Source organism: Geodermatophilus sp. SYSU D01045, assembly GCF_054050295.1.
Genome location: NZ_JBJGZB010000005.1, coordinates 54,184 through 77,983, shown reverse-complemented (window position 1 = coordinate 77,983; position 23,800 = coordinate 54,184). Strand labels below are relative to the sequence as shown.

Here is a 23,800-nt window from a genome sequence, read left to right as displayed (position 1 = left end):
GGTGACCGCAGGATCCCGCCGCTCCCGTTCCGCGACAAGTCGGTCCGCGCGACCCGCCGCGCGACGCGCCGACGACGAGCGCGCACGCCCCGCCGACGCGGGGCCTCCCGGCCCGCCCCCGAGACCCTGGGAGGAACACCGTGAAGGCAGTCGTGTGGCACGGCGTCGGTGATCGACCCCACGACCGTGCTCACCCAGGCCGGGGACATGCCCTCGGTGCTCGACGCGTACGAGACCTTCGACCGGCGCGAGAGCGGCTGGACCAAGGTCGCGCTGGACCCGAGCACCTGGGTCCGGGTGGGTCGTGCTCTGCCCCGCGGGACGGGGCAGAGCACGAGTCCGCGCGGGACCACCTGCTGGCACCCTCGCCGCGTGGCCTCCGCGGCGGGATGGGCAGTGACGACGGCCGGCGCCCTGCTCGTCCTGCTCGTGCTGCGGGACATCGTGCACACGCTGTGGCACCCCAGCGGCCGCCGCGGGCTGAGCCGGCGGCTCATGCAGGCGGTCTGGCAGGCCGGCCGCGGAGCGCGGCACCGGTCCGCGGCCGGATTCCTCGGCGGGCCGATGGCGATGGTCGTCGTCGTCCTGGTCTGGATCGCGCTGCTGGTGACCGGCTGGACCCTCGTCTACTGGCCGCACCTGCCGCACGGCTTCGTCTACGGCAGCGGGCTGGAGTCCGGCCGCAGCGGCGTGCTCGACGCCGTCTACCTGTCCCTGGTCACCCTGGCGACGCTCGGCTTCGGCGACATCGTCCCCGAGAGCCCGTGGCTGCGGATCGCCGTCCCGGTGCAGGCCCTCGTCGGCTTCGTCCTGCTGACCGCGGCGGTGACCTGGGTGCTCCAGGTGTACCCGGCGCTGAGCCGGCGGCGGGCGCTGGCGCTGCGGCTGTCCCTGCTCGGGCGGGCGGCGCTGCCCGCGGCGGACGTCGACGCAGGCCTGGTGCGGGAGGTCGCCGTCGACCTGGCGCAGGTGCGGGTCGACGTCACCCAGCACGCCGAGACGCACTACTTCCGCGACGTCGACCCCGAGACGGCGCTGCCGCTGCAACTGCCGGTCGCGCTGGCGCTGGCGGAGGCGGCCGGCCGCTCGGCCGACCCGCAGGTCCGCGCGGCCGCCGCGCTGCTGGGCCTCGCGCTCGAGGACCTCACCGGCGAGCTCGACCGGCAGTTCCTCCACCGCGGCGGGGACGTGCGGGCCCGGGTCGCCGCCTACGCCGACGACCACGGCCACCCGCCCGACGGGGCAGGCCCGGTTCGGCCGGGTGACGGGGGGTAACCCCGCCGCGGGTCGAGCCGCGGCCCCGCTGCCCCGGCTCCCCGGAGGTCCCGCAGACGTGTCCGACACGCCCACCCCCGAGCTGCAGACCATGCCGCTCGGCCTGTACGACCTGGTCACCTACGCGATCGCCGGCGCGGGCCTGGCCCTGGTCGCCTACTTCCTCTACTCGTGGACCAGCCGCGGCGAGGTGGGCACCCGCTACCGCCCCGCCGTCCTCGCCGGCCTGTGCATCGCGGGCGTCGCGGCGCTGTCGTACCTGGTGCTGTTCCTCAAGTGGGACACCGGCTTCGACCTGCAGGACGGCGTCTACGTCCCGAACGCCGAGGCCCGGGCGACCCTGTACCCGCGCTACGTCGACTGGACGGTGACCGTCCCGCTGCTGACCGCGGAGCTGCTGGCCGTCTGCTCGCTCACCGGCTCCCGGGCGCGCACCCTGCGGTTCACCACGATGGGTGCGGCCTCCCTGATGATCCTCACCGGCTTCCTGGGCAGCCAGGTCCTGGCCCAGGGCCGCGACGTCGGCACCCTGGTGCTGTGGGGCTGCGTCAGCACCGTTTTCTACGCCTACCTGTACGTCGCGCTGGCCGGTGCCGTCCGCTCCTCGACGGGGTCGATGAGCGTCGAGGCGGCGACCAGCCTGCGCAACGCGGCGGTCCTGCTGCTGGCCACCTTCGGCGTCTACCCGCTGGTTTACGCGGTCCCGGTGTTCGTCGACGTCACGCCGGCCTGGTTCGCCGGCATGCAGGTGGCCTACTCGGCCGCCGACGTGCTGGCCAAGGTGGGCTTCGGCGTGCTGGTCCACAAGGTGGCCAAGCTGCGCACCGCCGAGGACGTCGCCGCCGGCGTCGACACCCACCCCGAGTCGGTGTGGGTGAGCAGCGTGCACCAGAGCGAGGCCGTGCTGCCGAGCACGCAGGCCGAGCACCGCACCGCCCGGTTCGAGGACAACACCGTCGACGACGCCCCGGCGTTCGCCACGCACCCGCAGTACCCGCACGAGCACCACGAGGTCGAGCACCTGCCCGAGCGGGACCCCGGCAGCCGGCTCCCCGCCGGCCGGTACGCGGCCACCTGGGCGGACGACCGGACCTGACCGTGCCGTCCCCCGCCGGTCCGCTCGCGGTCCCCGCACGCGCCGCCACCGTCGTCTCCCTGGCGGCGGTCGCGACGGTGGTGGCCGTGGAGGTCGCCGTGGGCTGGGGGGACCTGGCCGGGCTGCCGCTGGTGGCCGGCCTGCTGCTGGGCCTCCCGCACGGGGCGGTCGACCACCTGGCGCCCGGCTCCCCGGGCCGGCCGCTGCGCCCGGCGCTGCTCGCCCTCGGCTACGCCGCCGTCGCCGTCGCCGGGTGGCTGCTGTTCCGGGCGGCACCGGGCCCGGCGCTGCTGGTCTTCGTGCTGGTGTCGACCTGGCACTTCGGCACCGGGGAGACCGCCTTCGCCGACCAGCGCGCGGGCCGCCCGGTGCAGCGGCAGGCGACGGCGTCGGCGGTGCTGGGCGCGCTGGTCCTGCTCGTCCCCCTGGTGCGCGGTGCGCCCGAGGCCGCGCCGGTCGTGGCCGCGGTCGTGCCCGGGAGCAGCGGTGTCCTGCCGGCCGCCATCGGGACGACGGTGCTGGTCACGGTGCTCCCGGCGGCCGCCGCGCTGGCCGCCGAGCGGCTGCTCTCCGGCCGGTGGCTGGAGGCCGCCGAGGTCGCGGTCCTGCTGGTGCTCGTCCTCACCGTCCCGCCGTTGGCCGCGTTCGGCGTGTGGTTCGGCTGCTGGCACGCCGTCCGCCACGTCGCCCGCCTCGTCGCCGCGGACCCGGCCAACGCCGGCGACCTGGCCCGCGGGCGGCTCGGCGCGCCGCTGCGCCGGTTCGCCGTCGCGGGGGCGCTGCCCACCCTCGCGGTGCTCGCCGCCCTAGCGCTGCTGTGGCCGGCCGCGGGAGGCTGGCGCGGGTCCCTGGCCACCGCCCTGCCGGTCCTCGCGGCGCTCACGCTCCCGCACGCGCTCGCCGTCGCCCGGCTCGACCGCGCGGCACGCGGGGACCTCCCGCCCGGGACGGTGCCCGCCGCCCCGGCCCGACGGAGGGAACGGAGACCGACGTGACCGTCGCCGCCCAGATGCTCGACACCTACCCGGCCGACCTCGGCGGCATCGACCGCGAGCGGCTGGCCGCCTGCCTCGAGGCGTGCGTCGAGTGCGCGCAGGCGTGCACCGCGTGCGCCGACGCCTGCCTGTCCGAGGAGATGGTCGCCGAGCTGCGGAAGTGCATCCGCACGAACCTGGACTGCGCCGACGTCTGCGAGGCGACCGGGCGGGTGCTGTCCCGGCACACCGGTTACGACGCGAACCTCACCCGCACCGTCCTCGAGGCGTGCGCCGCGGCCTGCCGCGCCTGCGGCGACGAGTGCGCCTCGCACGCGGAGATGCACGAGCACTGCCGGGTCTGCGCGGAGTCCTGCCGGCGGTGCGAGCAGGCCTGCCGCGACCTGGTGGCCACCCTCGGCTGACCGGACCGGGGCGCATGGCAGCGTGTGCGCCCGTGGTGAACGTCCTCTCGATCCAGTCGCACGTCGCCTACGGGCACGTCGGCAACTCCTCCGCCGTCTTCCCGCTGCAGCGCCTCGGCGTCGAGGTGTGGCCGGTGCACACCGTCCAGTTCTCCAACCACACCGGCTACGGCGCGTGGACCGGGCGGGTGTTCGACGGCCAGGCGATCGAGGAGGTCGTCGACGGCATCGCCGACCGCGGCGTGCTCGGCACCGCCGACGCCGTCCTGTCGGGCTACCTCGGCTCGGCCGACATCGGCCACGCCGTGGTCGGCACGGTCGGGCGGGTCCGCGCGGCCAACCCCGATGCCGTGTACGCCTGCGACCCGGTCATCGGCGACGTCGGCCGCGGCGTGTTCGTGCGGCCGGGCATCGAGGAGTTCATGCGCGAGGTCGCCGTCCCCGCGGCCGACGTCGTCACCCCCAACCACTACGAGCTCGACCTGCTCGCGCGGACGACGACCCGCACCCTCGCCGAGGTGCAGGACGCCGTCGCGGCGGTGCAGGCGCTGGGCCCGCGGGTGGTCCTGACGACGTCGCTGGTCGCCGACGACACCCCGGACGACGCCGTCGACCTGCTCGCCTCCGAGGGCGGCCGGCACTTCCGCGTGCGCACGCCGCGGCTGTCGGTGGCGGTCAACGGCGCCGGCGACGCGATCGCGGCGCTGTTCCTCGCGCACTGGCTGGACACCCGCTCGGCCGGCGAGGCGCTCGGCCGGGCCGCGGCCAGCGTCTGGGGCCTGCTGCGGCGCACCGAGGAGGCCGGCTCGCGGGAGATCCTGCTGGTCGCCGCCCAGGACGAGTTCGTCTCCCCGTCGCGCACGTTCCCCGTCGACGAGGTCTGAGGGCGGCCGTTCCCCCGCCTCACCCAGCGGGCGGGCCCGTACCGACCCAGCATGGTCGGGTGGACCTGTTCCGGACGAAGTCGGTGGAGGCCGTCCGCGCGGACGCCGGGGACGACGAGGGGGCGCCCAGCCGCAGCGGGCACCTGCGCCGGCGGTTGTCCGCCCGGCACCTGGTCGGCTTCGGCATCGGCATCGTGATCGGCACCGGGATCTTCACGCTCACCGGCGTGACGGCGAAGAACAGCGCCGGCCCGGCGGTGGTGGTCTCGTTCGCCGTCGCCGGCGTGGTCGCCCTGCTGGCGGCGGTCTGCTACGCCGAGCTCGCCTCGGCCGTGCCGACGGCGGGCAGCGCGTACACGTACACCTACGCCACGGTCGGCGAGGTCGTCGCCTGGATCATCGGCTGGGACCTGTTCCTCGAGTTCGCCCTCGGCGCGGCCGTGGTCGCCCGCGGCTGGTCGGGCTACGTCGGCAACCTGCTGGACCTGCCGCCGTCGATGTTCGGCGAGACCGCCACGGTGAACGTGGGCGCCGCGTTCATCGTCGTCGTCCTGACGCTCGTGGCGGTGCTGGGCATCCGCGAGTCGGCGCGGATCACCGGCGTGCTCGTCGTCGTCAAGGTCGCCGTCTGCCTGTTCGTGATCCTGGCCGGCGTCTGGTTCGTGCGGGGCGCCAACCTCACCCCGTTCGTGCCGCCGTCGCAGCCGGCCGAGGGCGGCAGCGGGCTGGCGCGGCCGCTCATCGAGGTGCTCGCCGGCCTGGAGCCGGTCGCGTTCGGCGTCGGCGGGGTGCTCACCGCGGCGGCCGTCGTCTTCTTCGCCTACACCGGCTTCGAGGCGGTGGCCAACCTGTCGGAGGAGACCCGGCGCCCGGCGCGGGACGTGCCGCTCGGCCTGCTCGGCACCCTGGGGCTGGCCACGGCGCTCTACGTCGGCGTCGCGTTCGTCGTCGTCGGGATGGTCGAGTACACCGACATCGACGAGGGCGCGCCGATCGCCGACGCGTTCGACCAGGTGGGGCTGGGCTGGGCGTCGTCGCTGGTGTCGATCGCCGCGGTGGCCGGGCTGACCTCGGTGATCCTCGTCGACCTGATCACCATCGGCCGCATCGGGTTCGCCATGGGCCGCGACGGGCTGCTGCCGCCGTCGGTGGCCCGGGTCAGCCCGCGCACCGGCGTCCCGGCGCGGGTCACGCTGCTGTTCGCCGTCCTGGTGCTGGTGCTGGCGACGTTCGTGCCGCTCGGGACGCTGGCCGACCTGGTGAGCATCGGGACGCTGTTCGCCTTCCTGCTGGTGGCGGTCGCGGTGCCGGTGCTGCGCCGCACCCGCCCGCGGCTCGAGCGGCCCTTCCGGGTGCCGTTCTCCCCCGTGCTGCCGGTCCTCGCCGCGCTGGCCTGCCTCTACCTGATGCTCAACCTGAGCATCGAGACGTGGCTGCGGTTCCTGGCCTGGCTCGCGCTCGGGCTGCTGGTGTACGCCGCCTACGGCTACCGGCACTCCCGGGTGCGCGCGGCGGCCCGCGAGCGCGCCGCGGAGCGGGCGTGAGAGGCGGACGGCGCCGTGCCGGACACCGGTGCAGGGTGCCTCGCGGACGAGGACGATGGGCCCATGAGCGCTGAGGACCCCGGGCGCCAGGCGGCGGCGCGCGCGGAGACCGCCGCCCGGCGCACCCGCGAGCTGGCCGAGCGGCTGGTCCGCCTGACCTCGGGCCAGCTGCCGTCCGAGGACGACGTCCGGGCGGCGCAGGAGGCGGCCGAGGACTCCGTCGAGCACGCGGAGGCGGCCCACCGCCGCGCCGCCGCGCGGCACGAGCACACGGCCCGGGTGCACGAGCGCGCGGCCCGGGTGCACGAGACCGCCGCCGAGCAGGGGGTCGGCGACCCCGAGGAGCACCGGCGCCAGGCGGCCCGGCACCGCGACGAGGCGGCGGAGGACCGGCGGCTGGCGGCCGAGGACACGGCCGAGGCGCACGAGGAGGCGACCCCGTGAACGAGACCGGGCGGGCGTCCCCCGTGGGTGCGCGGCACGTTGTGGACGACCTCGCCGACCTCGACGTGGTCCACGAGGAGCTCCGGGTCGCCGAGGAGGAGCTGCGGGCCCAGCAGGAGGAGATCACCCGGCTCGTGCAGCGCTACGAGGGCGAGCGCCGGTGGCACGAGCACGTCGCGGCGGTCCTGCCCGTCGGCCTGTTCGTCACCGACGGCACGGGCAAGCTCGTCGAGGTCAACCCGGCGCTCGCGGCGGTCCTCGGCGTCTCGCTGCCCCGGCTGGCCGGCAAGCCCCTGACCGTGTACCTCGACCCGCACGACGTCTCGGCCTTCCGCACCGCGCTGCGGGCGCTCGGCAGGGGCGGGACGACCGAGTACCGCGGTCCGGTCACCGTCCGGGGGCGGGACGGCGCGACGACCGCGGGACAGCTGTTCGGGGCGACGGAGGTGATCGACCCGGACGCGCTGCGGGCGCGGATCCGCTGGGTGCTGGTCACCGAGAGCAGCGGCATCCCGCTCGACGGCCCGGAGGCCCCCGGCGGGGAGCCGTCCGCCGGTCACGGGACCGGCGACGGCGCGCCGGTCACCGTGGCCGAGGCGCTCACCCAGCTGACCCGGCTGACCGGCGCCTCCGTGGACCGCCAGCACCTGCTCGGCCGGATGGCCGCGCTCACCGCCAGCGCCGTCCCCGCGGCGAGCTGGGTGAGCGTCACGATCGGCTCCCCCACGTCCCCGCGGGCGGTCGGCAGCGACTCCGTGGCCGCCCAGGACGCCGACGGGCGGCAGATGCGCGCGGAGGAGGGGCCGTGCTGGGACGCCGCCGCGCGGGGCGAGGTCGTCGTCGCGGGTGACCTGCGCACCGACCAGCGCTGGCCGGCACTGGCCCGGCTGGCCGCGGCCGGACCGGTCCGCAGCGTCCTCGCGGTGCCGCTGGCGCTGTCGGGCGAGCCGGCCGGCGTGCTCAACGTGTACTCCCCGGACGCCGACGCGTTCGGCGTCGCCGACCGGCGCATCGCCGAGCTGGTGGCCGTCGCCGTGGCCGCCGTCCTGCAGGAGGTCGGCGAGCGGGAGGCGCTGCGCCGGCTCACGTCCAACCTGGAGCAGGCGCTGTCCTCGCGGGCGGTCATCGACCAGGCCAAGGGCGTGCTCATGGGGCGGCTGGGCGTCGACGCCGACGACGCCTTCGCCCGCCTGGTCACCCTGAGCAACCGGCTCAACGTCAAGGTCCGCGACCTCGCCCAGCTGGTCGTGCAGGGCCACGTCGACGAGGTCATCGCCGCCACCCACTGACCGGGTGACGAGCCGGGACGGGGTCCTCCGCTACTCCGCCGGGTCCATGAGCACGACGGCGCCGCCGCGCTGGCCCGGGGAGGGCGCGAAGGCGCTGACGGTCACCCGGACCCGCACCGGCCGGCCGCGGCGGTTGACCGCCCGCAGCTCGACGGTCTCGTGCGCCGGGCCGTCCCCGGCCACCTGGCGGCGCAGCAGCGGGTGCAGCTCGGAGACCGGCAGGCCGATGTCCAGGTTGAGCAGGTACTGCCCGGCCACCTCGTCCTGCCGCATGCCCCAGAGGTCCTCGGCCGCGGCGTTCCAGGCCAGCACCCGCAGGTCCTGGTCGACGACGACGACCCCGGCGCGGAAGCTCGAGAGCACCCCCGTCATGAACTGGTTGAGCGTGGCGACCTCGTCGGTGCTGGCGCGCAGCTCCTCGTTGGTCGTGTGGAGCTCGTCGTTCATCGACTGGAGCTCCTCGTTCATCGTCTCCAGTTCCTCGTTGGTCGACTGGAGCTCCTCGTTGGTGGTCTCCAGCTCCTCGACCGTGGACTGCAGCTCCTCGTTGGTGGTCTCCAGCTCCTCGTTGGTCGACTGCAGCTCCTCGTAGGCGGTCTCCAGCTGCCGGTTGGCGAACTCCAGCTCCCGCTGCAGCCGCCGGTAGCGGGTGACGTCCTCGAAGACGACCGTGCTGCCGAGCGGGCTGCCGTCCTCGCGGGACAGTGGCACCACCTGGACGTCGAAGACCAGCGCCTCGGCCCGGGGCTGGTGGCGCTCGACGCCGCGCAGCCACACCGTCCGGCGGCTGCTGACCGCCTCGGCGATCGCGCTGCGCAGCTCGACCGGCCGGTAGGAGACCTCCAGGTCCTGGAACGGCCGGCCGACGTCGCGCTCGTCGACCCGGAACAGCCGCTCGGCCTGCTGGTTCACCATCACCAGCCGCCCGTCGGCGTCGAGGACGAGCTGGGCGTCGGGCGAGGCGAGCATCGCCTGGCGGCGCAGCCGGGAGAGGTCGCCGAGGCCGCCGTCGAGGTCGCCACGCGGCAGGGCCGGGACCACGCGGCGCTCGGGCGCCGCCGCGCCGTCCCGCTTGCGGAAGAAGCGGCGGGTGAGGTCGACCGGCACGAACAGCTGGGTGTGCGAGAGCAGCATCTCGGCCTTGCCGAGGAACAGCAGCCCGTGCGGGGCGAGCGCGAAGTGCAGCCGGCCGAGGATGCGGTTCTGCGTCTCCGCGTTGAAGTACATGAGGGTGTTGCGGCACAGCAGCAGGTCGACGTGCGAGATGGGCGCGTCCTGCACCAGGTCGTTGCGGCCGAAGATGACCGAACGCCGCAGGTCCTTGCGGAAGGCGAAGCGGGTGCCCTCCTGGGTGAAGTACCGCTCCACCTGCTCGGGGCCCAGGCCGGTCATCTCGCGCTCGGTGAACAGCGCCTGGCGGCCCTGGGCCAGCGCCTCCTCGTCGACGTCGGTGGCGTAGATCTTCACCCGCTCGCGGAACTCGTCCACGCCGAGCGCCTCGGCCAGCAGGATCGCCAGGCTGTAGGCCTCCTGGCCCGACGCCGAGCCGGCGCTCCACACCCGGATGACCGGCCCGGCCGCGGCCAGCAGGTCCGGGAGCAGCCGGTCGCGCAGGTGTTCCCACGCGGGGCGGTCGCGGAAGAAGCTCGTGACGTTGATGAGGATCGTGTTGAACAGCGGCGCGAACTCGTCGGGGTGGACCTCGAGGAAGTCCTGGTACTCGGTGACCGAGGCGATGCCGACCTCCGCCATGCGCCGGCGCACGCGGCGGACCAGGCTCGGCCGCTTGTAGCCGGTGAAGTCGAAGCCGCGCCGCTCGCGCAGGTAGACCAGCAGCGACTCGAAGTCGGGGTCCAGGCCCGCGGCGGCGTCGCTGAAGACGTCGGCCTCGGCGTCGTCGGCGTCCTCCAGCACGGCGCCGTCGGTGTCCGGGTCGTCGAGGTCGGGGTCGTCCAGGGCGGGGTCGTCCAGTGCCGGGTCGTCCAGGGCGGGGTCGTCCGTGGCCGGATCGTCCGTGGCCGGCCGCCGGCCGGTCCCCTCGCCGGGCGCCCGGCCGTCGGCGGTGCGCCGCTGCTCCTCGGCCACGGGTCAGGCCCCCGTCACGCTGTCGGTCGGGTCGCCGAGGACGTCGTCGGTGGGGTCCGGGACGCCCTCACCGTTGAGCGCCCCCTGCTCGAGCAGCCGCCGCAGCAGGCCGGCGGCGCGCAGCGCCTCGTCGTGCCGGCGGCGGAAGGCCAGCGCGCTGTGCCGGTGGCCGCCCGCCTCCGCGCGCATGCCCATCCGCAGGCTGAGCGAGGCCCGCTCCTCCAGGCCACGCAGCGCCATCCACAGCGCGCCCTCCAGCGCCTGCGCCTGCTCGGCGGCCAGCGCCTCGGGCGACCAGGCGTGCCCGACCCGACAGCGGAAGCGCTCCATGCCGCCCTCGGTGATCGAGAACAGGGAGCCGTGGCAGGTCGGGCAGCCGAAACCGGCCGGCGTCCCGGGGCGGTCGTCCTGGTCCATCGCGTCGCCGTCGAGCTGGGCCATCTCCGTCTCCGTGGTCATCAGGTCCGTCGGGGGTGGCGCGGCGGCGTCGTCGACCTCCTCGCGCAGCAGCCGCTCGAGCAGCGCGGGCATGCCGGAGACGGGCACGACGCAGTCCGCGCCGCCGACCTGCAGAGCGTGCAGCGGCATGCTCGCGTAGAGGGCGTCCTCGGGGTCCTGCGCGACGACGACGCCGCCCCGCGCCCGGATCGCGATCGTCCCGGCGGTGCCGTCGTCGAGCGCGCCGGACAGGACCACGCCCACCACCCCCGGCCCGTGCACGCGCGCGGCCGAGCGGAACAGCACGTCGATCGCGGGACGGTGGCCGTTCTCCCGCGGCCCCCGGGACAGCAGGAGGTGGCCGTCCACGACCATCAGGTGCCGGTCGGGCACGGCGACGGTGACGGTCCCCGGCCGCAGCGCCATCCCGTCGATGGCCGCGTGCACGGGCAGCGCCGACACGCGGGCGAGGACGGCGGGCAGGGCGCTGCGGCCGCTGGAGGGCATGTGCAGCACCACCAGCACCGGGGCGGGCAGGTGCCGCGGGAGGCCGGCGAGCAGCTCGCGCAACGCCTCGACGCCCCCGGCCGAGGCGCCGACGACCACCAGGTCGCGGTGCATCCTGACCGCCTCCTCCCGAGCTCCGTGCGCCGCCCGGTGCGGGCCGGTACGGAACGGCGTCAGGGAGACCGTAGTTGCCTCCCGGCCGGCTGACCGCACGGCGTGCGCGGGTCGCCCGCGAGGATGTGGCCGTGGACCTCAACGCGGACCTCGGGGAGTCCTTCGGTGCGTGGACCCTCGGCGACGACGCCGCGATGCTGCAGGTGGTGACCAGCGCGAACGTCGCCTGCGGCTTCCACGCCGGGGACCCGCTGACGCTGCGGCGGGTGTGCGCGCAGGCCGCGGACGCCGGCGTCGCGATCGGGGCGCAGGTGTCCTACCGGGACCTCGCCGGCTTCGGCCGCCGGTTCCTCGACGCCGCGCCCGACGAGCTGGCCGCCGACGTGCTCTACCAGCTCGGCGCGCTCGACGGCCTGGCGCGGGCGGCGGGCACGCGGGTGCGGTACGTCAAGCCGCACGGGGCGCTCTACAACGCGATCGTCACCCACCAGGAGCAGGCCGCGGCCGTGGTCTCCGCCGTCGCGGCCTACGACCGGTCGCTGCCCGTGCTCGGGCTGCCGGGCTCGGCGTTCCTGCGGCTGGCGGGCGAGGCGGGGCTGCCCACGGTGGCCGAGGCGTTCGCCGACCGCGCCTACACCCCGGACGGCACGCTGGTCCCCCGCCGGCAGCCGGGTGCGGTGCTCACCGACGCCGGCGAGATCGCCCGGCGGTGCGTCGCGATGGCCGCCGGGGAGCCGGTGACCGACGTCGGCGGCGGCCCGCTGGTGCTGACGCCGGACTCGATCTGCGTGCACGGCGACACCCCCGGCGCGGTGGCGATCGCCCGGGCGGTGCGGTCGGCGCTCACCGGCGCCGGCGTCGCGCTGGCGCCGTTCACCTGATGCGCGTCCTGCCGAGCGGGTCGGCCGCGCTGCTGGTCGAGCTCGACGACCTCGACGCCGTCCTCGGCTTCTCCGCCGCGCTGCGCGACCGGGCGCTGCCGGGCGTCGTCGACGTCGTCCCGGCCGCGCGGACGGTGCTGGTGGTGGCCGACGGGGACCTCGCGGACGTGCGGGCCGCCCTGGAGCGGCTGCCGTGGCGGCCCGGCCGGGCGGGCACCGGCGAGCGGGTCGAGCTGCCGGTGCACTACGACGGCGCCGACCTCGCCGACGTCGCGGAGCTGCTCGGCACCGACCCCGACGGCGTCGTCGCGGCGCACAGCGGGCGGGAGTGGACGGTGGCCTTCTGCGGGTTCTCCCCCGGCTTCGGCTACTGCGTCCCGTCCCTGGAGGCCGGAGCCGACCCGTGGGACGTGCCGCGGCTGGCCACCCCGCGGACGCGGGTGCCGGCCGGGTCGGTGGGCCTGGCCGGCGGGTTCACCGGGGTCTACCCGAGCGCGTCGCCGGGCGGGTGGCGGCTGGTCGGGCGCACCGACGTCGCGGTGTTCGACCTGTCCCGCGACCCGGCCGCGCTGCTGCGCCCGGGCGTGCGGGTGCGGTTCGTGCCGTGCTGACCGTCCTGTCCCCCGGCCCGCTGACCACGGTGCAGGACCTCGGCCGGCCGGGGCTCGGCGGGATCGGCGTGGGCCGGTCGGGGGCGGCCGACCGCGCCGCGGCCGCGCTGGCCGGCCGCCTGGTGGGCAACGACCCCGCGGCCGCGGTGCTGGAGGTGACCCTCGGCGGGCTGGCGGTGCGCGCCGGGGCCGACCTGCTCGTCGTCACCACGGGCGCGCGGTGCCCGGGGTCCCCGGTGCACGCGGCGCCGGGCCTGCTGCGCGCCGGGGCGACGCTGGCACTCGGGACGCCGGCCGCGGGGCTGCGCACCTACCTCGCCGTCCGCGGCGGGATCGCCGTGCCGCCGGTGCTGGGCTCTCGGTCCACCGACGTGCTCTCCGGCCTCGGGCCGGCGCCGCTGCGCGCCGGGGACGTCCTGCCGGTCGGGGACACCGCCGGCCCGGTGCCCGGCGTCGACGTCGCGCCGGTCGCCGACCCGCCCGCCGGGGAGGTGACGGTGCGGCTGCTGCCCGGCCCGCGCGCCGACTGGCTGACGGGTGCGGCGCTGGACGCGCTCGGGTCGGCCGCGTGGACGGTCAGCGCGGAGAGCAACCGGGTGGGGCTGCGGCTGGCCGGCCCGCGGCTGGACCGCGCGGTCGGGGGTGAGCTGGCCAGCGAGGGGCTGGTCCGCGGCGCGGTGCAGGTGCCACCGTCGGGCCGGCCGGTGCTGTTCCTCGCGGACGCGCCGGTGACCGGCGGCTACCCGGTGGCCGGCTACGTCGCCGACGACGACGTCGACCGCTGCGCGCAGCTGCGCCCCGGGCAGGTGCTGCGGTTCCGGCGCTAGGCGCGGAGGAGGGTGAGGTCGAAGGTGAGCGTGCGGAAGGGGTTGGCCAGCCCGACCTCCGCCGCGCGCTCCGGGTCGTCGACCTCGGGCACCTCCCGGACCAGGCTCTCCTTGACCCCGAAGACGGCGTCGGAGTCCAGGTAGGGCGAATCGGCGACGAACACGTGCGTGGTCACCGGCCGGTAGCCCTCCGCGGCGACGATGACGTGCAGGTGCGCCGGGCGGTTGGGGTGCCGGCCCGTCGCGGCCAGCAGCTGCCCGACCGGGCCGTCGTCGGGGATCGGGTAGTAGCGCGGCACCACCGAGCGGAACCAGAAGCAGCCGTCGTCGTCGGCGGTGAACAGGCCACGCAGGTTGCCCGGCGGCTGCACGTCCGGCTGCTGGACGTCGTAGAAGCCGTCCGCGTTGGCCTGCCAGACGTCGACGGCGGCGCCGGCCAGCGGCTCGCCGTCCGGGCCGGTGACCCGACCCGACACCAGGCACGGGGTGCCCTTGCCGTCGAGGGCGATGTCGTCGCCGAGCTGCCGGGGCGGGGACTCCACCACGTGGAAGGGCCCGAGCACGGTCGACTCGGTCGACGTGCCGCCCGAGCGGTGGTTGATCGTCTCCACCAGCATCGAGACCCCGAGGACGTCGGAGAGCAGGACGAACTCCTGCCGGACGTCGTCGCTCGTGTGCCCGGTGCGGGTGAGGAAGTCGATCGCGAACGCCCACTCCTCCTCGGTGAGCTCGACGTCCTTGACGAAGGCGTGCAGGTGGCGGACCAGGGAGGTCAGCACCTGCCGCAGCCGCGGGTCGGGCGTGCCGGCGAAGCTCGCCGCGACGACGTCGGCCGAGCGCTCCTCGCTGAACAGCTCGTGCATGCCGGCCACTCTCCCGGGGCCGTGCACCTCCGCGGAAGTGCACGACCCCGGGTGCTCAGAACGGGTAGGCGGGCAGGTCGCCGCGCACGGTCACCCACTGGGTCTCGGTGAACGCCTCGATGTTGGCCTGCGGGCCGCCGTGCCGGGAGCCGGTGCCCGAGGCGCCGACGCCACCGAACGGGGCGACCGCCTCGTCGTTGACCGTCTGGTCGTTGATGTGGACCAGGCCGGACGGGATGCGCTCGGCGAGCTCGAGGCCGGCGTAGACGTCGCGGGTAAGGATGCCCAGGCTCAGGCCGTACTCGGTGCCGGCGGCGAGCCCGGCGACCTCGTCGAGGCCGGAGAACGGCGTCACCGGGGCGACCGGGCCGAAGATCTCCTCCTGGTAGGCCGAGTGGTCGATCGCGACGCCGCCGAGGACGGTCGGCCGGTAGAACAGCCCCTCGTAGGTGCCGCCGGTGCGCACGGTGGCGCCCTTGTCGACGCTGGCGGTGACCAGCCCGTGGACACGGTCGCGCTGGCCGGCGTCGATGAGCGGGCCGAGCGCGACCTGCTCGCGGAACGGGTCCCCGACCGGCAGCTTCTCGACCTTCTCGGTGAGGACGGCGGTGTACTCCTCGGCGATCGACTCGTGCACCAGGTGGCGGCTGGTGGCCATGCAGATCTGGCCCTGGTGGCTGAACGTGCCCCAGGCGCCGACGCTCGCGGCCGCGGTCACGTCGACGTCGGGCAGCACGACCAGCGCGGAGTTGCCGCCGAGCTCGAGGTGCGCCCGCTTGAGGTGCTGGCCGGCGAGCGCGCCCACGATCCGGCCGGCCTTCGTCGAGCCGGTGAAGGCGATGACCCGCACCTGCGGGGCGGTCACCAGCGCCTCGCCGACGTCGGCCCCGCCGGGCAGGACCTGGAAGACGCCGGCCGGCAGCCCGGCCTCCTCGAAGACGCGGGCGAAGACGGCGCCGCCGGAGATCGCGGTGCGCGGGTCGGGCTTGAGGACGACGGCGTTGCCGAGCGCGAGCGCCGGGGCGATCGCGCGGATCGCGAGGATGGTCGGCACGTTGAACGGCGCGATGACGCCGACGACGCCGGCCGGGACGCGGCGGGCGAAGCTCAGCCGCGGGGCGCCGGTGCGCAGCAGCTCCCCGTAGGGGTGGCTGGGGAGCGCGGACGCCTCGTAGCACTCCTGGGCGCTGGTGTGGACCTGGAAGTCGCCGAACGGCTGGATGGCGCCGGACTCGCGGGCCAGCCAGCCCTTGATCTCGTCGGCGTTGTCCTCCAGCACCTGGCCGGCCCGGCGCAGCACCCGCGCGCGCTCCTCGAACGGTGCGGCGGCCCACGCGCGCTGAGCCTCTGCTGCCCGCTCGGCTGCCGCGTGGACGTCCTCGGGAGTCGCCCTCCCGACCGGCGCGATGACGTCGCCGGTGGCCGGCTCCACCGCGTCGTACGTGCCGCCGGACCCGTCGGTCCAGTCTCCGGTCCACACCTTGCCCTGCCACGCGCCGTCGTCCAGGAGTGCCACGTCGTCCCTCTCTTCGTCCCGCTGCTGGTCCCGCTGTTCCCCGTGCGCCTGCGATCCTCGCGGAGGTGTCTGCTGACCACCGCGCAAGGGGTCGGCAAGGTCTGCGCACAGGCTCCTGACCTGGGGATCCGCATCGCTGGAGGGCGTCGGGTCGGCTGGACTTCGATCATGCGTTCGGGTGGGCTGGGCGGCGGTGACGTCCTCGACGACGTCGCCGCGCTGGTCGCCGAGCGCAACCGGATCGACGCCCGCCTGGCCCGGGCGGTGCGGGCCGCGGAGCTGTCCCAGGCACCGGAGCGCGACGGGCTGAGGTCGATGACCTCGTGGCTGCGCGGGCACTGCCGGCTCTCGGCCGCCGAGGCGTCGCGGCTGGTGCGCAACGGCCGGGCGCTGGAGCACCTGCCGGCGCTGGCCGAGGCGCACGCCGCCGGTCTCGTGTCCGCCGAGCAGGTCGCCGTGGCCGCTCGCGCGGTGACCCCCGAGCGCCTGGTGGCCGCCGCGGACGCCGGAGTGGACCTGGCCGTGATCGACGCCGTGTTGACCCGGGTGGCGGTGGAGCAGGACCACGCCGCGCTGGTACAGGTGGTGCAGCACTACTGCACCGACCTCGACCCCGACGGTCCCGAGCCGGACCCCACCGAGGGCCGGTCGCTGACCTTGTCCCGGCACGCCGACGGCAGCCTGTCCCTCCGCGGGCACCTCGATGCGGTGGGCGGGGAGCGGCTGCAGACCGCCCTCGAGGCGCACGTGCAGGCCGACCGGCCCGCCGGCGACGAGCGCACCCGCGCCCAGCGCCTCGGCGACGCCCTGGTGCAGTTGTGCGACAACACCCTCGCCGCGGGCGCGGCGCCGGTGCTGCGCGGCACCCGGCCCCAGGTGATCGCCACGATCGCGCTGGAGGCCCTGGCCACCGGCCACGGCAGCGGGCAGCTCGGATCCGGGGCGGTGATCTCCGCGGCGAAGGCCCGCTGGCTGGCGTGTGACGGCAGCATCGCCCGGGTGGTGTTCGGCCCCGACGGCACCCCGCTCGACCTCGGCCGCGACAAGCGGCTGGCCGACCGCCACCTGCGCCGGGCCGTCGAGCTGCGCGACGGCGGGTGCGTGTTCACCGGCTGCGACGCCCCGACCTGGTGGGCCGACGTCCACCACCTCATCCACTGGATCGACGGCGGCGAGACCTCACTCGAGAACTCGGCTCTCCTCTGCGAGCGCCACCACACGAAGGTCCACCACGGCTTCCGCGTCGAACGACGACCCAGCGGAAGCTGGCGCACCTACCGACCCGACGGCACCGAGATCACCACCCCGGCGCCGCTGCTCGCCCCCGCGGCCTGACCGCGCCCCGGGGGAGCCCCGGCGCGCCCTCCCGCCGTCAGGTCTCGGACCAGACGCCGAGCTGGTTCCCGCTCGGGTCGGTGAAGTGGAACCGGCGCCCGCCGGGGAACGCGTACGGGCCGTCGACGACGCGGCCGCCGGCGCTCGTCACGGCGTCCACGGAGGCGTCCAGGTCGGCGGAGTAGAGCAGCACGAGCGGGCCGCCGGGACGGACCTCGTCGTCCAGGCGCAGGCCGCCCACCTCGGCCGCCGGGTCGCCCGGGTCCTGGATGCCGGCGTAGCCGGGGCCGTAGTCGGTGAACCCCCAGCCGAAGGCGTCGGCGTAGAACCGCCGGGCCCGGTCGAGGTCGGTCACGGCGAGCTCGACGTAGTCGATGGCGTGGTGCCGGTGCTGGGACGAGGAGTCGGCCATGCGCGGCAGACTGCACCCGGGCAGTGACGGGACCGGGCGCCCACCGGGAGGCGGGCGGCGACCGGGGCGCTCCTCCCCGTGACGACTCACCGCGCCCGTCGAACGCGTCCGCGGCACGTCCCCGAAGGGCCCGGGGCCGCCCCGATCCCTACCTACCGTTCTGCTCGTGAGGGCCGTAGGAGTGCAGGCGGGAGGGGCGTACCTGGACGGGATCCGGAGCCGGCTGCTGCTCGCGGTCCTCGTCGGCCTGGGTGCCGCGCTGTTCCACTACTGGCTGGACGACGAGGTGACCGCGACGGTCCTCGTCGGGCTCGTCACCGTCGCGGCGATCGCCCTGACGCCCAGCCCCGCGGAGCCCGCCGGACGGGACTGAGCCGGGTCAGCCGGCGCGCATCTCCTGGAGGATCGGGCCGGCGACCTTGAAGGCGTGGTTGGCGGCCGGGACGCCGGCGTAGACGGCGGCGTGCTGGATGACCTCGGCGATCTGGTCCTCGGTCAGGCCGTTGTGCACCGCGGCGCGCACGTGCAGCGCGAACTCGTCCCAGTGCCGCAGCGCGATGCAGATCGACAGCGTGGCGATGCTGCGCTCGCGCCGCTCGAGGCCCGGCCGCTGCCAGACGTCCCCCCACGCCACCCGGGTGATGAAGTCCTGGAACCCGGCGGTGAACGGCGTCGTGTTCGCCACCGCCCGGTCCACCCACGCGTCGCCGAGCACCTCGCGCCGGGTGCGCATCCCGGCCTCGCGGCGGGCCTCGTCGGTGGAGAGGCCGTCCGGGTCGGGTCCGGTCACAGGTGCCCCCCGGCGGCGTCGAGGTGACCGAGCAGCGCGCCGGTGACCTCCAGCGGCTGCTCCAGGTTGGGCAGGTGCGCGCCCGGGCTCACCGACAGCAGCGTGGCGCCGGCGATCCCGTCGGCGATCGCCTGCTGGTGCGGCGGCGGCAGCGCCGGGTCCTCCGCGCCGGACACCACCAGCGTCGGCGCGGTGATCCGGGCGAGGTCCTCGCGGGCGTCGAAGTGCCCGACCGCCTCGCAGCAGTTGGCGTACCCCTCGTCGTCGGCGCCGGCGATCATCGCCTCCAGCCGTGCCACCAGGTCCGGGTGCTGCGCGGCGTAGGCCGGGGTCAGCCAGCGGCCCACGATCGCCGGCGCCAGCGGCGCGGTCCCGCCGGAGCGGGCCTGCACCGCCCGGTCGAGGAAGCCCTGCGGCTCCGGCTTCGCCGAGGTGCACAGCAGCGCCAGCCGGCCCACCCGCGAGGGCTCGCGCGCGGCCAGCCGCATCGCCGTCATCCCGCCCAGCGACAGCCCGGCCACGTGCGCCCGGCGCACTCCCAGCCGGTCCAGCAGCGCGACGACGTCGTCGACCAGGTCGTCGACCGTGTACGGCCCGGCCGGCGCGGGTGACTCCCCGTGCCCGCGGGTGTCGTAGGTGACGACGCGGTAGCGCTCGGCCAGCGCCGGCACCTGCGGGTCCCACATCCCCCGGGTGGCGCCCAGCGAGTTGGACAGGACGACGACCGGCGCGTCGGCCGGCCCGTCCTCGGTGTAACTGACCTCGACCGCGCTCACGGTGCCCCTTCCACCAGCTGCTCGTGCTCGGCCAGCGCGGCGTCCACCTGCGCGACCGCCTCCCCCAGGTCCGGCACGGCCGCGGCGAGGACCGCGTCGGTGTCGACGTCGTGCCGGATGGCCACCAGCTCGGCCAGCGTCCGGCCGGTCTCCCGCGCGTGCCGCACCGCCTCCGCGGCCGCGTCGTGCGCCGCGGCCCGGCCCAGCGACGGCGTCAGCGCCTCCGCCAGCGCGCCGGCCAGCGCCCCCTCGTCGGCCGCCGACACCGTCGCCGCCATCCGGTCGACGTCGGGCCGCAGCCCGCGCAGGCTCTCCGCCAGCCACGCCGCGGCCGACCCCACGGTGACCAGCAGGTCGGTCAGCGTCGGCCACTCGCTGTGCCACGCGCCGGCGGCCCGCTCGTGCTCCTGCTCCATCGCCGCCAGCAGCGTCGCCACCAGCCCCGGCGCGCGCCGCGCGCAGGCCCGCGCCGAGATCGCCGCCACCGGGTTCCGCTTGTGCGGCATCGCCGACGACCCGCCCCGGCCCTCGCCGCCCTCCGCGACCTCGGCCACCTCCGACTGGGCCAGCAGCACCACGTCGACGGCGACCGTCGCCACCACGCCCGCGGTCGCGCCCAGCGCGCCGGCCAGGTCGGCCACCGGCAGCCGCGTGGTGAACCAGGGGACGGCGGGCGCGACCAGCCCCAGCTCCTCCGCCAGCGCCGCCCGCACCGCGACCCCGGCGCCCCGCGACGCCGCCAGCGTCCCGACCGCGCCGCCGTACTGCACCGGCAGCGAGGCGACCACCTCGGCCAGCCGCAGCCGCGCGCCGTCGAGGCCGGCGAGCCATCCGGCGGCCTTGAGCCCGAACGTCGTCGGCAGCGCCTGCTGCATCAGCGTGCGGCCGACGACCACGTCGTCGCGGTGCTCCCGCGCCAGCGCCGCGCACCGGTCGGCCGCCGCCGCGAGGTCGGCGTCCAGCGCCGCCACCGCCCGCCGGGCCAGCAGCAGCAGCGCGGTGTCCAGGACGTCCTGGCTGGTGGCGCCCACGTGCACGGCGACGGCGTCGCGCTCCCCCACCGCGGCCTGCAGCGCCCGCACCAGCGGCGGCACCGGGTTGCCGGCGTCCGCGGCGTGCGCGACGACGGTCGCGAGGTCCAGTCGCGAGGGGTCGGCGCAGGCGGCGGTCACCGCGTCGGCCGCCGTCGCCGGCACCAGGCCCGCCGAGGCGGCGGCGCGGGCGAGGGCGGCCTCGACCTCCAGCAGCGCGCGGAACCAGGCGTCGTCGGACACGGCCGCCGCCGCACCGCCGCGGGCGAAGGTGCCGGCGAACAGACCTGTCACGACTGCCTCTCCTACCGGTGGGCGGCGAGCCGCGCTCAGACGGCGGCGCACCTCAGACTGCGAAGAAGACCGTCTCGCGGTCCCCCTGCAGGTGCACGTCGAAGCGGTAGCCGTCCCCGCTCGGCTCGGCGAGCAGCGTGGCCCGGCGGTCCTCCGGCAGCGCGGCCAGCACCGGGTCCGCCGCGTTGGCCTCGGCCTCGTCGGCGAAGTAGATCCGGGTGACGACGCGGTCGAGCAGGCCGCGGGCGAACACCGAGACGTCGACGTGCGGCGCCTGCAGCCCGCCCTCGCCGTCGGGCACCCGGCCGGGCTTGAGGGTGAACACCGCGAACTCGCCGGTGATCGTGGAGGCGCGCGCGTAGCCGCGGAAGCCGGGGTGGACCGAGGCGCCGCGCGGGTCCTCCGGCGAGGGGAAGCGGCCCTCCGGGTCGGCCTGCCAGGTCTCGACCATCGCGTCGGGGACGACGTCGCCCGCGCCGTCGACCACCCGGCCGCGGATCCAGAAGCCGCCGGGCGTGCCCTCGGCCGCGGCCCACTCGCCGTCCGGCCAGGTCAGGCCGATCGCGAGGTAGGGCCCCACCGTGGCGCTGGGGGTGGTGCCCAGCCGGAACGGCTCGGTGAGGAAGCCGGTGCCGCGCTGCCCGGAGCGGGGCTGGAAGGGGACGGCCGGGTCCGGCGGGACGTCGAGGGGGTCCGGGTGCCCGGGGTGTGCGGTCACGCCACGTCTCCGTCGTCGTCGGTCTCGAACGGGGTCTGCTCGGTGCCGCGCAGCACGATGTCCCACTCGAAGGCCAGCGCCCAGTTGTCCTGGGTGCGCTCCAGCGAGTACCGGCTGACCGCCCGGTGCCGGGCCGCCGGGGGGATCGAGTTGAAGATCGGGTCCTGGCCGAACAGCGGGTCGTCCGGGAAGTACATCTGGGTGACCAGGCGCTGGGTGAACGCCCGGCCGAACAGGCTGAAGTGGATGTGCGCCGGCCGCCAGGCGTTGTGGTGGTTGCCCCAGGGGTAGGCGCCGGGCTTGACCGTCATGAACTCGTACCGGCCCAGGCTGTCGGTGACCACCCGGCCCAGCCCGTCGAAGTGCGGGTCCAGCGGCGCGGGCCAGTTGTCGACGACGTGCCGGTAGCGGCCGGCCGCGTTGGCCTGCCACACCTCGACCAGGGCGTCGGGCACCGGGCGGCCGTCGCTGTCCAGGACCCGCCCGTACACGAGGATCCGCTGGCCGATCGCCTCGCCGCCGTGGCGCAGCGTCAGGTCCGCGTCGGTGGGGAGCACCCGGTCCTCGCCGAGCACCGGGCCGGTGACCTCGGTGAGCCGGTGCGGCAGGTCCACGGGCGTGCGCAGCGGCGCGCGCAGCGCGGTGCTCCGGTAGTCCGGAAAGCCGACGGGCGTCCGGGTCCCGTCGGGTTCGCGCAGGTACCGCGGCAGGACGAGCCTGCCCTCCGACGTGGTCCCGGTCATACCGGGAACGTACGTCCGGCCGGCGACGCCGGGCGAGCGCCGGGTCCCGCCCAGCGGAAGGCGGCCGGTCCGTCAGCGGGCCGCCGACGACGCCGCGAGCGAGGCCAGGTGGGCGTGCACCAGCGTCACCGCGAGCGCGCCCTCACCGACCGCCGAGGCCACCCGCTTGACCGAGCCCTGGCGCACGTCGCCGGCGGCGAAGACGCCCGGCGTGCTGGTCTCCAGCAGCGCGGGCGGCCGGTCCAGCGGCCAGGCCGGCGTGACGTCGTCACCGGTCAGCAGCGCCGCGCCGGTGAGCAGGAAGCCCCAGCGGTCGCGGGCCAGCGTCCCGGCCAGCCAGTCGGTGCGCGGCTCGCTGCCGATCATCACGAACAGCATCCCCGGCTCCTCGGTCTCCGCCCCGGTGTCCAGGTCGCGCAGGACGACGGTCTCCAGGACGTCGCTGCCGCGGCCGCCGGCCACCTGCACGCGGTACCGGACCTCGACCCGGGGCAGCGCCTCGAGCTCGCGGATGAGGTAGTCCGACATCGTCTCGGCGAGCGAGGACCGGCGGACCAGCACGGTGACGCGCTCGGCGTAGCGCGAGAGGTACACCGCCGCCTGCCCGGCCGAGTTGCCGCCGCCGACGACGAACACGTGCCGGCCGGCCATCGCCGGCGCCTCGCTGACCGCCGCCCCGTAGAAGACGCCCCGGCCGGTGAAGGCCTCGAGCTCCGGCACGCCGACCCGCCGCCAGGCCGCGCCGGTGGCGATCACCACCGCCCGTGCCCGCACCGCCGTCCCGTCGTGGAGCGTGATCCGGTGCAGCCCGTCCTCGGTGCGCAGCGACGCGGCGGTGCGCATGAAGGAGAACGTCGTGCCGAAAGCCCAGGCCTGCAGGTAGGCGGAGAACGCCAGCCGGCTGCCGCTCACGCCGGTGGGGAACCCGAGGTAGTTGCGGATCAGCGAGCTCGTGCCCGCCTGCCCGCCGACCGCCTCGCACTCCAGGTGCAGCGTGTCCAGGCCCTCGGAGGCGGCGTACACGCTCGCGCCCAGGCCGGCGGGGCCGGCCCCGACGATCGCGACGTCGTGGACGGCGTCGGGGTCCAGCGGGTCGAACAGGCCGAACGCCTCGGCCACGTCGAGGTCGGTGGGCGCCTCGAGCACGGTCTGCTCGGGCCGGAACCGGACGACGACCACCGGCAGCCGCGGCCGCTCCAGCTCCAGGTCGGCGAGCATCGCGCGGCCCTCGGGCGAGCCGGCCTCGTAGACGCCCAGCGGGATGCGGTTGCGGGTCATCTGGTCGCGCAGGTGCTGGGCGTGCGGGTCCCACCGGTCCCCGATGATCCGCACCGCCTCGAAGCCGCCGCCCCGCCGCGAGGACCACTCCTCGAGGATCTCGGTCACCGAGCGGTGGAACTCCTCGTCGGGGCGGCCCTGCGGGGCGTACACCCAGCGGTCGAGCTGGCCGACGGTGATCGCCTCGAAGATCGGCCGGGCGGTCTCGAAGGCGCCCCACCGGACCAGCGCCACCGCGATCGCACCGGGGTGCCGCGCGTGGCAGGTGCGCAGCACCTCCAGCCCGTCGGGGTCGTCCTCCCCGAGGCCGCCGAGGAGCACGGCCACCGCCGGGTCCCCCGCGGCGGACAGCGCGGCGTCCAGCTCGCCGGGGCCGGTGCCGGCGACGACGCGGTAGTCGCTGCCGTAGCGGCGCTCGAGCTCCCGGGTGGTGGCGGTCCGCAGACCGGCGTCCCGGGCGACGACGACCAGCGCGGTGGCGGTCACGACGCCGCTCCGGACGGGCGGGCGGGGACCGGGTTCAGGGCACCGTGCACGGGGCTCTCCGGGTGCGCGCATCCCCCGTGCGGACCGTGGGCGCGGCCATGCAACCACTCCCCCGGGCCCGCTGTCACCGGGTTCCGGGGCGCCTCCGCCGTCCCTAGACTCCG

Annotated in this window: 24 protein-coding genes; 13 read left to right on the top strand and 11 right to left on the bottom strand. The window is 76.2% G+C overall.

The annotated features are described in order from the left end of the window. Positions 1 to 168 precede the first annotated feature (168 nt). From ACI798_RS05780 to ACI798_RS05745, 8 genes are all read left to right on the top strand, one after another. Positions 169 to 1,275 carry an ion channel gene (locus ACI798_RS05780; protein WP_457047451.1) on the top strand — a complete coding sequence of 369 codons (1,107 nt, stop codon included), beginning with the start codon at positions 169 to 171 and terminating at the stop codon, positions 1,273 to 1,275. Positions 1,276 to 1,333: 58 nt separating this feature from the next. Next, on the top strand, positions 1,334 to 2,371 hold the full coding sequence (locus ACI798_RS05775; RefSeq protein WP_457047450.1) for a bacteriorhodopsin: 1,038 nt from the start codon (positions 1,334 to 1,336) through the stop codon (positions 2,369 to 2,371). A 2-nt stretch (positions 2,372 to 2,373) separates the two neighbouring features. Further along, positions 2,374 to 3,366 carry a Brp/Blh family beta-carotene 15,15'-dioxygenase gene (locus ACI798_RS05770; protein ID WP_457047449.1) on the top strand — a complete coding sequence of 331 codons (993 nt, stop codon included), beginning with the start codon at positions 2,374 to 2,376 and terminating at the stop codon, positions 3,364 to 3,366. Beyond that, a complete protein-coding gene (locus ACI798_RS05765) occupies positions 3,363 to 3,770 on the top strand; it encodes a four-helix bundle copper-binding protein (RefSeq protein WP_456939513.1) in 408 nt (135 codons plus the stop codon). The genes ACI798_RS05770 and ACI798_RS05765 overlap by 4 nt, the downstream gene beginning before the upstream one ends. Before the next feature lie 32 nt (positions 3,771 to 3,802). Then, entirely contained in the window at positions 3,803 to 4,654 is an 852-nt protein-coding gene (pdxY, locus tag ACI798_RS05760) for a pyridoxal kinase PdxY (RefSeq protein WP_456939514.1), read from the top strand. A gap of 59 nt (positions 4,655 to 4,713) precedes the next feature. After that, positions 4,714 to 6,198 (top strand): amino acid permease, encoded by a 1,485-nt coding sequence (locus ACI798_RS05755; RefSeq protein ID WP_456939515.1) that lies wholly within the window; start codon positions 4,714 to 4,716, stop codon positions 6,196 to 6,198. 63 nt (positions 6,199 to 6,261) lie between these two features. Beyond that, positions 6,262 to 6,642, top strand: a complete 381-nt coding sequence (locus tag ACI798_RS05750; protein WP_456939516.1) for a hypothetical protein — start codon at positions 6,262 to 6,264, stop codon at positions 6,640 to 6,642. Beyond that, positions 6,639 to 7,931, top strand: coding sequence for an ANTAR domain-containing protein (locus ACI798_RS05745; RefSeq protein WP_456939517.1), 1,293 nt, complete (start codon positions 6,639 to 6,641; stop codon positions 7,929 to 7,931). The genes ACI798_RS05750 and ACI798_RS05745 overlap by 4 nt, the downstream gene beginning before the upstream one ends. 30 nt (positions 7,932 to 7,961) lie before the next feature. Here ACI798_RS05745 and ACI798_RS05740 read toward each other — a convergent pair whose 3' ends face one another. Continuing rightward, a complete protein-coding gene (locus ACI798_RS05740) occupies positions 7,962 to 10,016 on the bottom strand; it encodes a CheR family methyltransferase (RefSeq protein ID WP_457047448.1) in 2,055 nt (684 codons plus the stop codon). Positions 10,017 to 10,019: 3 nt separating this feature from the next. Next, a complete protein-coding gene (locus tag ACI798_RS05735) occupies positions 10,020 to 11,075 on the bottom strand; it encodes a chemotaxis protein CheB (RefSeq protein ID WP_457047447.1) in 1,056 nt (351 codons plus the stop codon). Between the two features lie 131 nt (positions 11,076 to 11,206). On the opposite strand from ACI798_RS05735, the gene ACI798_RS05730 reads away from it, so the two are divergent. Genes ACI798_RS05730 through ACI798_RS05720 form a run of 3 tightly spaced genes read left to right on the top strand, consistent with a single transcriptional unit; the run spans position 11,207 to position 13,394 of the window. Beyond that, positions 11,207 to 11,956, top strand: coding sequence for a LamB/YcsF family protein (locus tag ACI798_RS05730; RefSeq protein ID WP_457047446.1), 750 nt, complete (start codon positions 11,207 to 11,209; stop codon positions 11,954 to 11,956). After that, complete coding sequence (locus tag ACI798_RS05725) at positions 11,956 to 12,567, top strand: 5-oxoprolinase subunit B family protein (protein WP_456939521.1); 612 nt, start codon at positions 11,956 to 11,958, stop codon at positions 12,565 to 12,567. Before ACI798_RS05730 ends, ACI798_RS05725 begins: the two co-directional genes overlap by 1 nt. Next, complete coding sequence (locus tag ACI798_RS05720) at positions 12,561 to 13,394, top strand: 5-oxoprolinase subunit C family protein (RefSeq protein WP_457047445.1); 834 nt, start codon at positions 12,561 to 12,563, stop codon at positions 13,392 to 13,394. Before ACI798_RS05725 ends, ACI798_RS05720 begins: the two co-directional genes overlap by 7 nt. Here ACI798_RS05720 and ACI798_RS05715 read toward each other — a convergent pair. Both ACI798_RS05715 and ACI798_RS05710 read right to left on the bottom strand, forming a co-directional pair. Beyond that, positions 13,391 to 14,257 carry an intradiol ring-cleavage dioxygenase gene (locus ACI798_RS05715; RefSeq protein WP_456939523.1) on the bottom strand — a complete coding sequence of 289 codons (867 nt, stop codon included), beginning with the start codon at positions 14,255 to 14,257 and terminating at the stop codon, positions 13,391 to 13,393. The genes ACI798_RS05720 and ACI798_RS05715 overlap by 4 nt on opposite strands. A 55-nt stretch (positions 14,258 to 14,312) precedes the next feature. Next, entirely contained in the window at positions 14,313 to 15,773 is a 1,461-nt protein-coding gene (locus tag ACI798_RS05710) for a benzaldehyde dehydrogenase (RefSeq protein WP_457047444.1), read from the bottom strand. 168 nt (positions 15,774 to 15,941) lie between these two features. On the opposite strand from ACI798_RS05710, the gene ACI798_RS05705 reads away from it, so the two are divergent. Beyond that, on the top strand, positions 15,942 to 17,108 hold the full coding sequence (locus ACI798_RS05705) for a DUF222 domain-containing protein (RefSeq protein ID WP_457047443.1): 1,167 nt from the start codon (positions 15,942 to 15,944) through the stop codon (positions 17,106 to 17,108). Positions 17,109 to 17,145: 37 nt separating this feature from the next. Here ACI798_RS05705 and ACI798_RS05700 read toward each other — a convergent pair whose 3' ends face one another. After that, positions 17,146 to 17,520, bottom strand: a complete 375-nt coding sequence (locus ACI798_RS05700; RefSeq protein WP_457047442.1) for a VOC family protein — start codon at positions 17,518 to 17,520, stop codon at positions 17,146 to 17,148. A gap of 166 nt (positions 17,521 to 17,686) precedes the next feature. On the opposite strand from ACI798_RS05700, the gene ACI798_RS05695 reads away from it, so the two are divergent. Continuing rightward, positions 17,687 to 17,893: a hypothetical protein gene (locus ACI798_RS05695; protein ID WP_456934869.1), complete on the top strand. Its 207-nt coding sequence runs from the start codon at positions 17,687 to 17,689 to the stop codon at positions 17,891 to 17,893. 6 nt (positions 17,894 to 17,899) lie between these two features. On the opposite strand, the gene pcaC is transcribed toward ACI798_RS05695, so the two are convergent. From pcaC to ACI798_RS05665, 6 genes are all read right to left on the bottom strand, one after another. Continuing rightward, positions 17,900 to 18,310: a 4-carboxymuconolactone decarboxylase gene (gene pcaC, locus ACI798_RS05690; protein WP_456939528.1), complete on the bottom strand. Its 411-nt coding sequence runs from the start codon at positions 18,308 to 18,310 to the stop codon at positions 17,900 to 17,902. Beyond that, a complete protein-coding gene (pcaD, locus tag ACI798_RS05685) occupies positions 18,307 to 19,086 on the bottom strand; it encodes a 3-oxoadipate enol-lactonase (RefSeq protein WP_456939529.1) in 780 nt (259 codons plus the stop codon). Before pcaD ends, pcaC begins: the two co-directional genes overlap by 4 nt. After that, positions 19,083 to 20,411: a 3-carboxy-cis,cis-muconate cycloisomerase gene (gene pcaB / locus ACI798_RS05680; protein ID WP_456939530.1), complete on the bottom strand. Its 1,329-nt coding sequence runs from the start codon at positions 20,409 to 20,411 to the stop codon at positions 19,083 to 19,085. Before pcaB ends, pcaD begins: the two co-directional genes overlap by 4 nt. Positions 20,412 to 20,463: 52 nt before the next feature. Further along, entirely contained in the window at positions 20,464 to 21,129 is a 666-nt protein-coding gene (pcaG, locus tag ACI798_RS05675) for a protocatechuate 3,4-dioxygenase subunit alpha (RefSeq protein WP_456939531.1), read from the bottom strand. Then, positions 21,126 to 21,872: a protocatechuate 3,4-dioxygenase subunit beta gene (gene pcaH, locus ACI798_RS05670; protein WP_456939532.1), complete on the bottom strand. Its 747-nt coding sequence runs from the start codon at positions 21,870 to 21,872 to the stop codon at positions 21,126 to 21,128. Before pcaH ends, pcaG begins: the two co-directional genes overlap by 4 nt. A 72-nt stretch (positions 21,873 to 21,944) precedes the next feature. Next, the gene (locus ACI798_RS05665; protein WP_457047441.1) at positions 21,945 to 23,636 is read right to left on the bottom strand and encodes an FAD-dependent oxidoreductase; all 1,692 of its coding nucleotides are present in this window, start codon (positions 23,634 to 23,636) and stop codon (positions 21,945 to 21,947) included. Between the last annotated feature and the right edge of the window lie 164 nt (positions 23,637 to 23,800).

What these genes read in the sequence shown, in the direction of transcription:
- ACI798_RS05750 (WP_456939516.1), top strand. Translation starts at nt 6,262, where the DNA reads ATGAGCGCTGAGGACCCCGGGCGCCAGGCGGCGGCGCGCGCGGAGACC.
- ACI798_RS05700 (WP_457047442.1), bottom strand. Translation starts at nt 17,520, where the DNA reads ATGGCCGACTCCTCGTCCCAGCACCGGCACCACGCCATCGACTACGTC.
- ACI798_RS05715 (WP_456939523.1), bottom strand. Translation starts at nt 14,257, where the DNA reads ATGCACGAGCTGTTCAGCGAGGAGCGCTCGGCCGACGTCGTCGCGGCG.
- ACI798_RS05725 (WP_456939521.1), top strand. Translation starts at nt 11,956, where the DNA reads ATGCGCGTCCTGCCGAGCGGGTCGGCCGCGCTGCTGGTCGAGCTCGAC.
- ACI798_RS05705 (WP_457047443.1), top strand. Translation starts at nt 15,942, where the DNA reads ATGCGTTCGGGTGGGCTGGGCGGCGGTGACGTCCTCGACGACGTCGCC.
- ACI798_RS05735 (WP_457047447.1), bottom strand. Translation starts at nt 11,075, where the DNA reads ATGCACCGCGACCTGGTGGTCGTCGGCGCCTCGGCCGGGGGCGTCGAG.
- pcaH (WP_456939532.1), bottom strand. Translation starts at nt 21,872, where the DNA reads ATGACCGGGACCACGTCGGAGGGCAGGCTCGTCCTGCCGCGGTACCTG.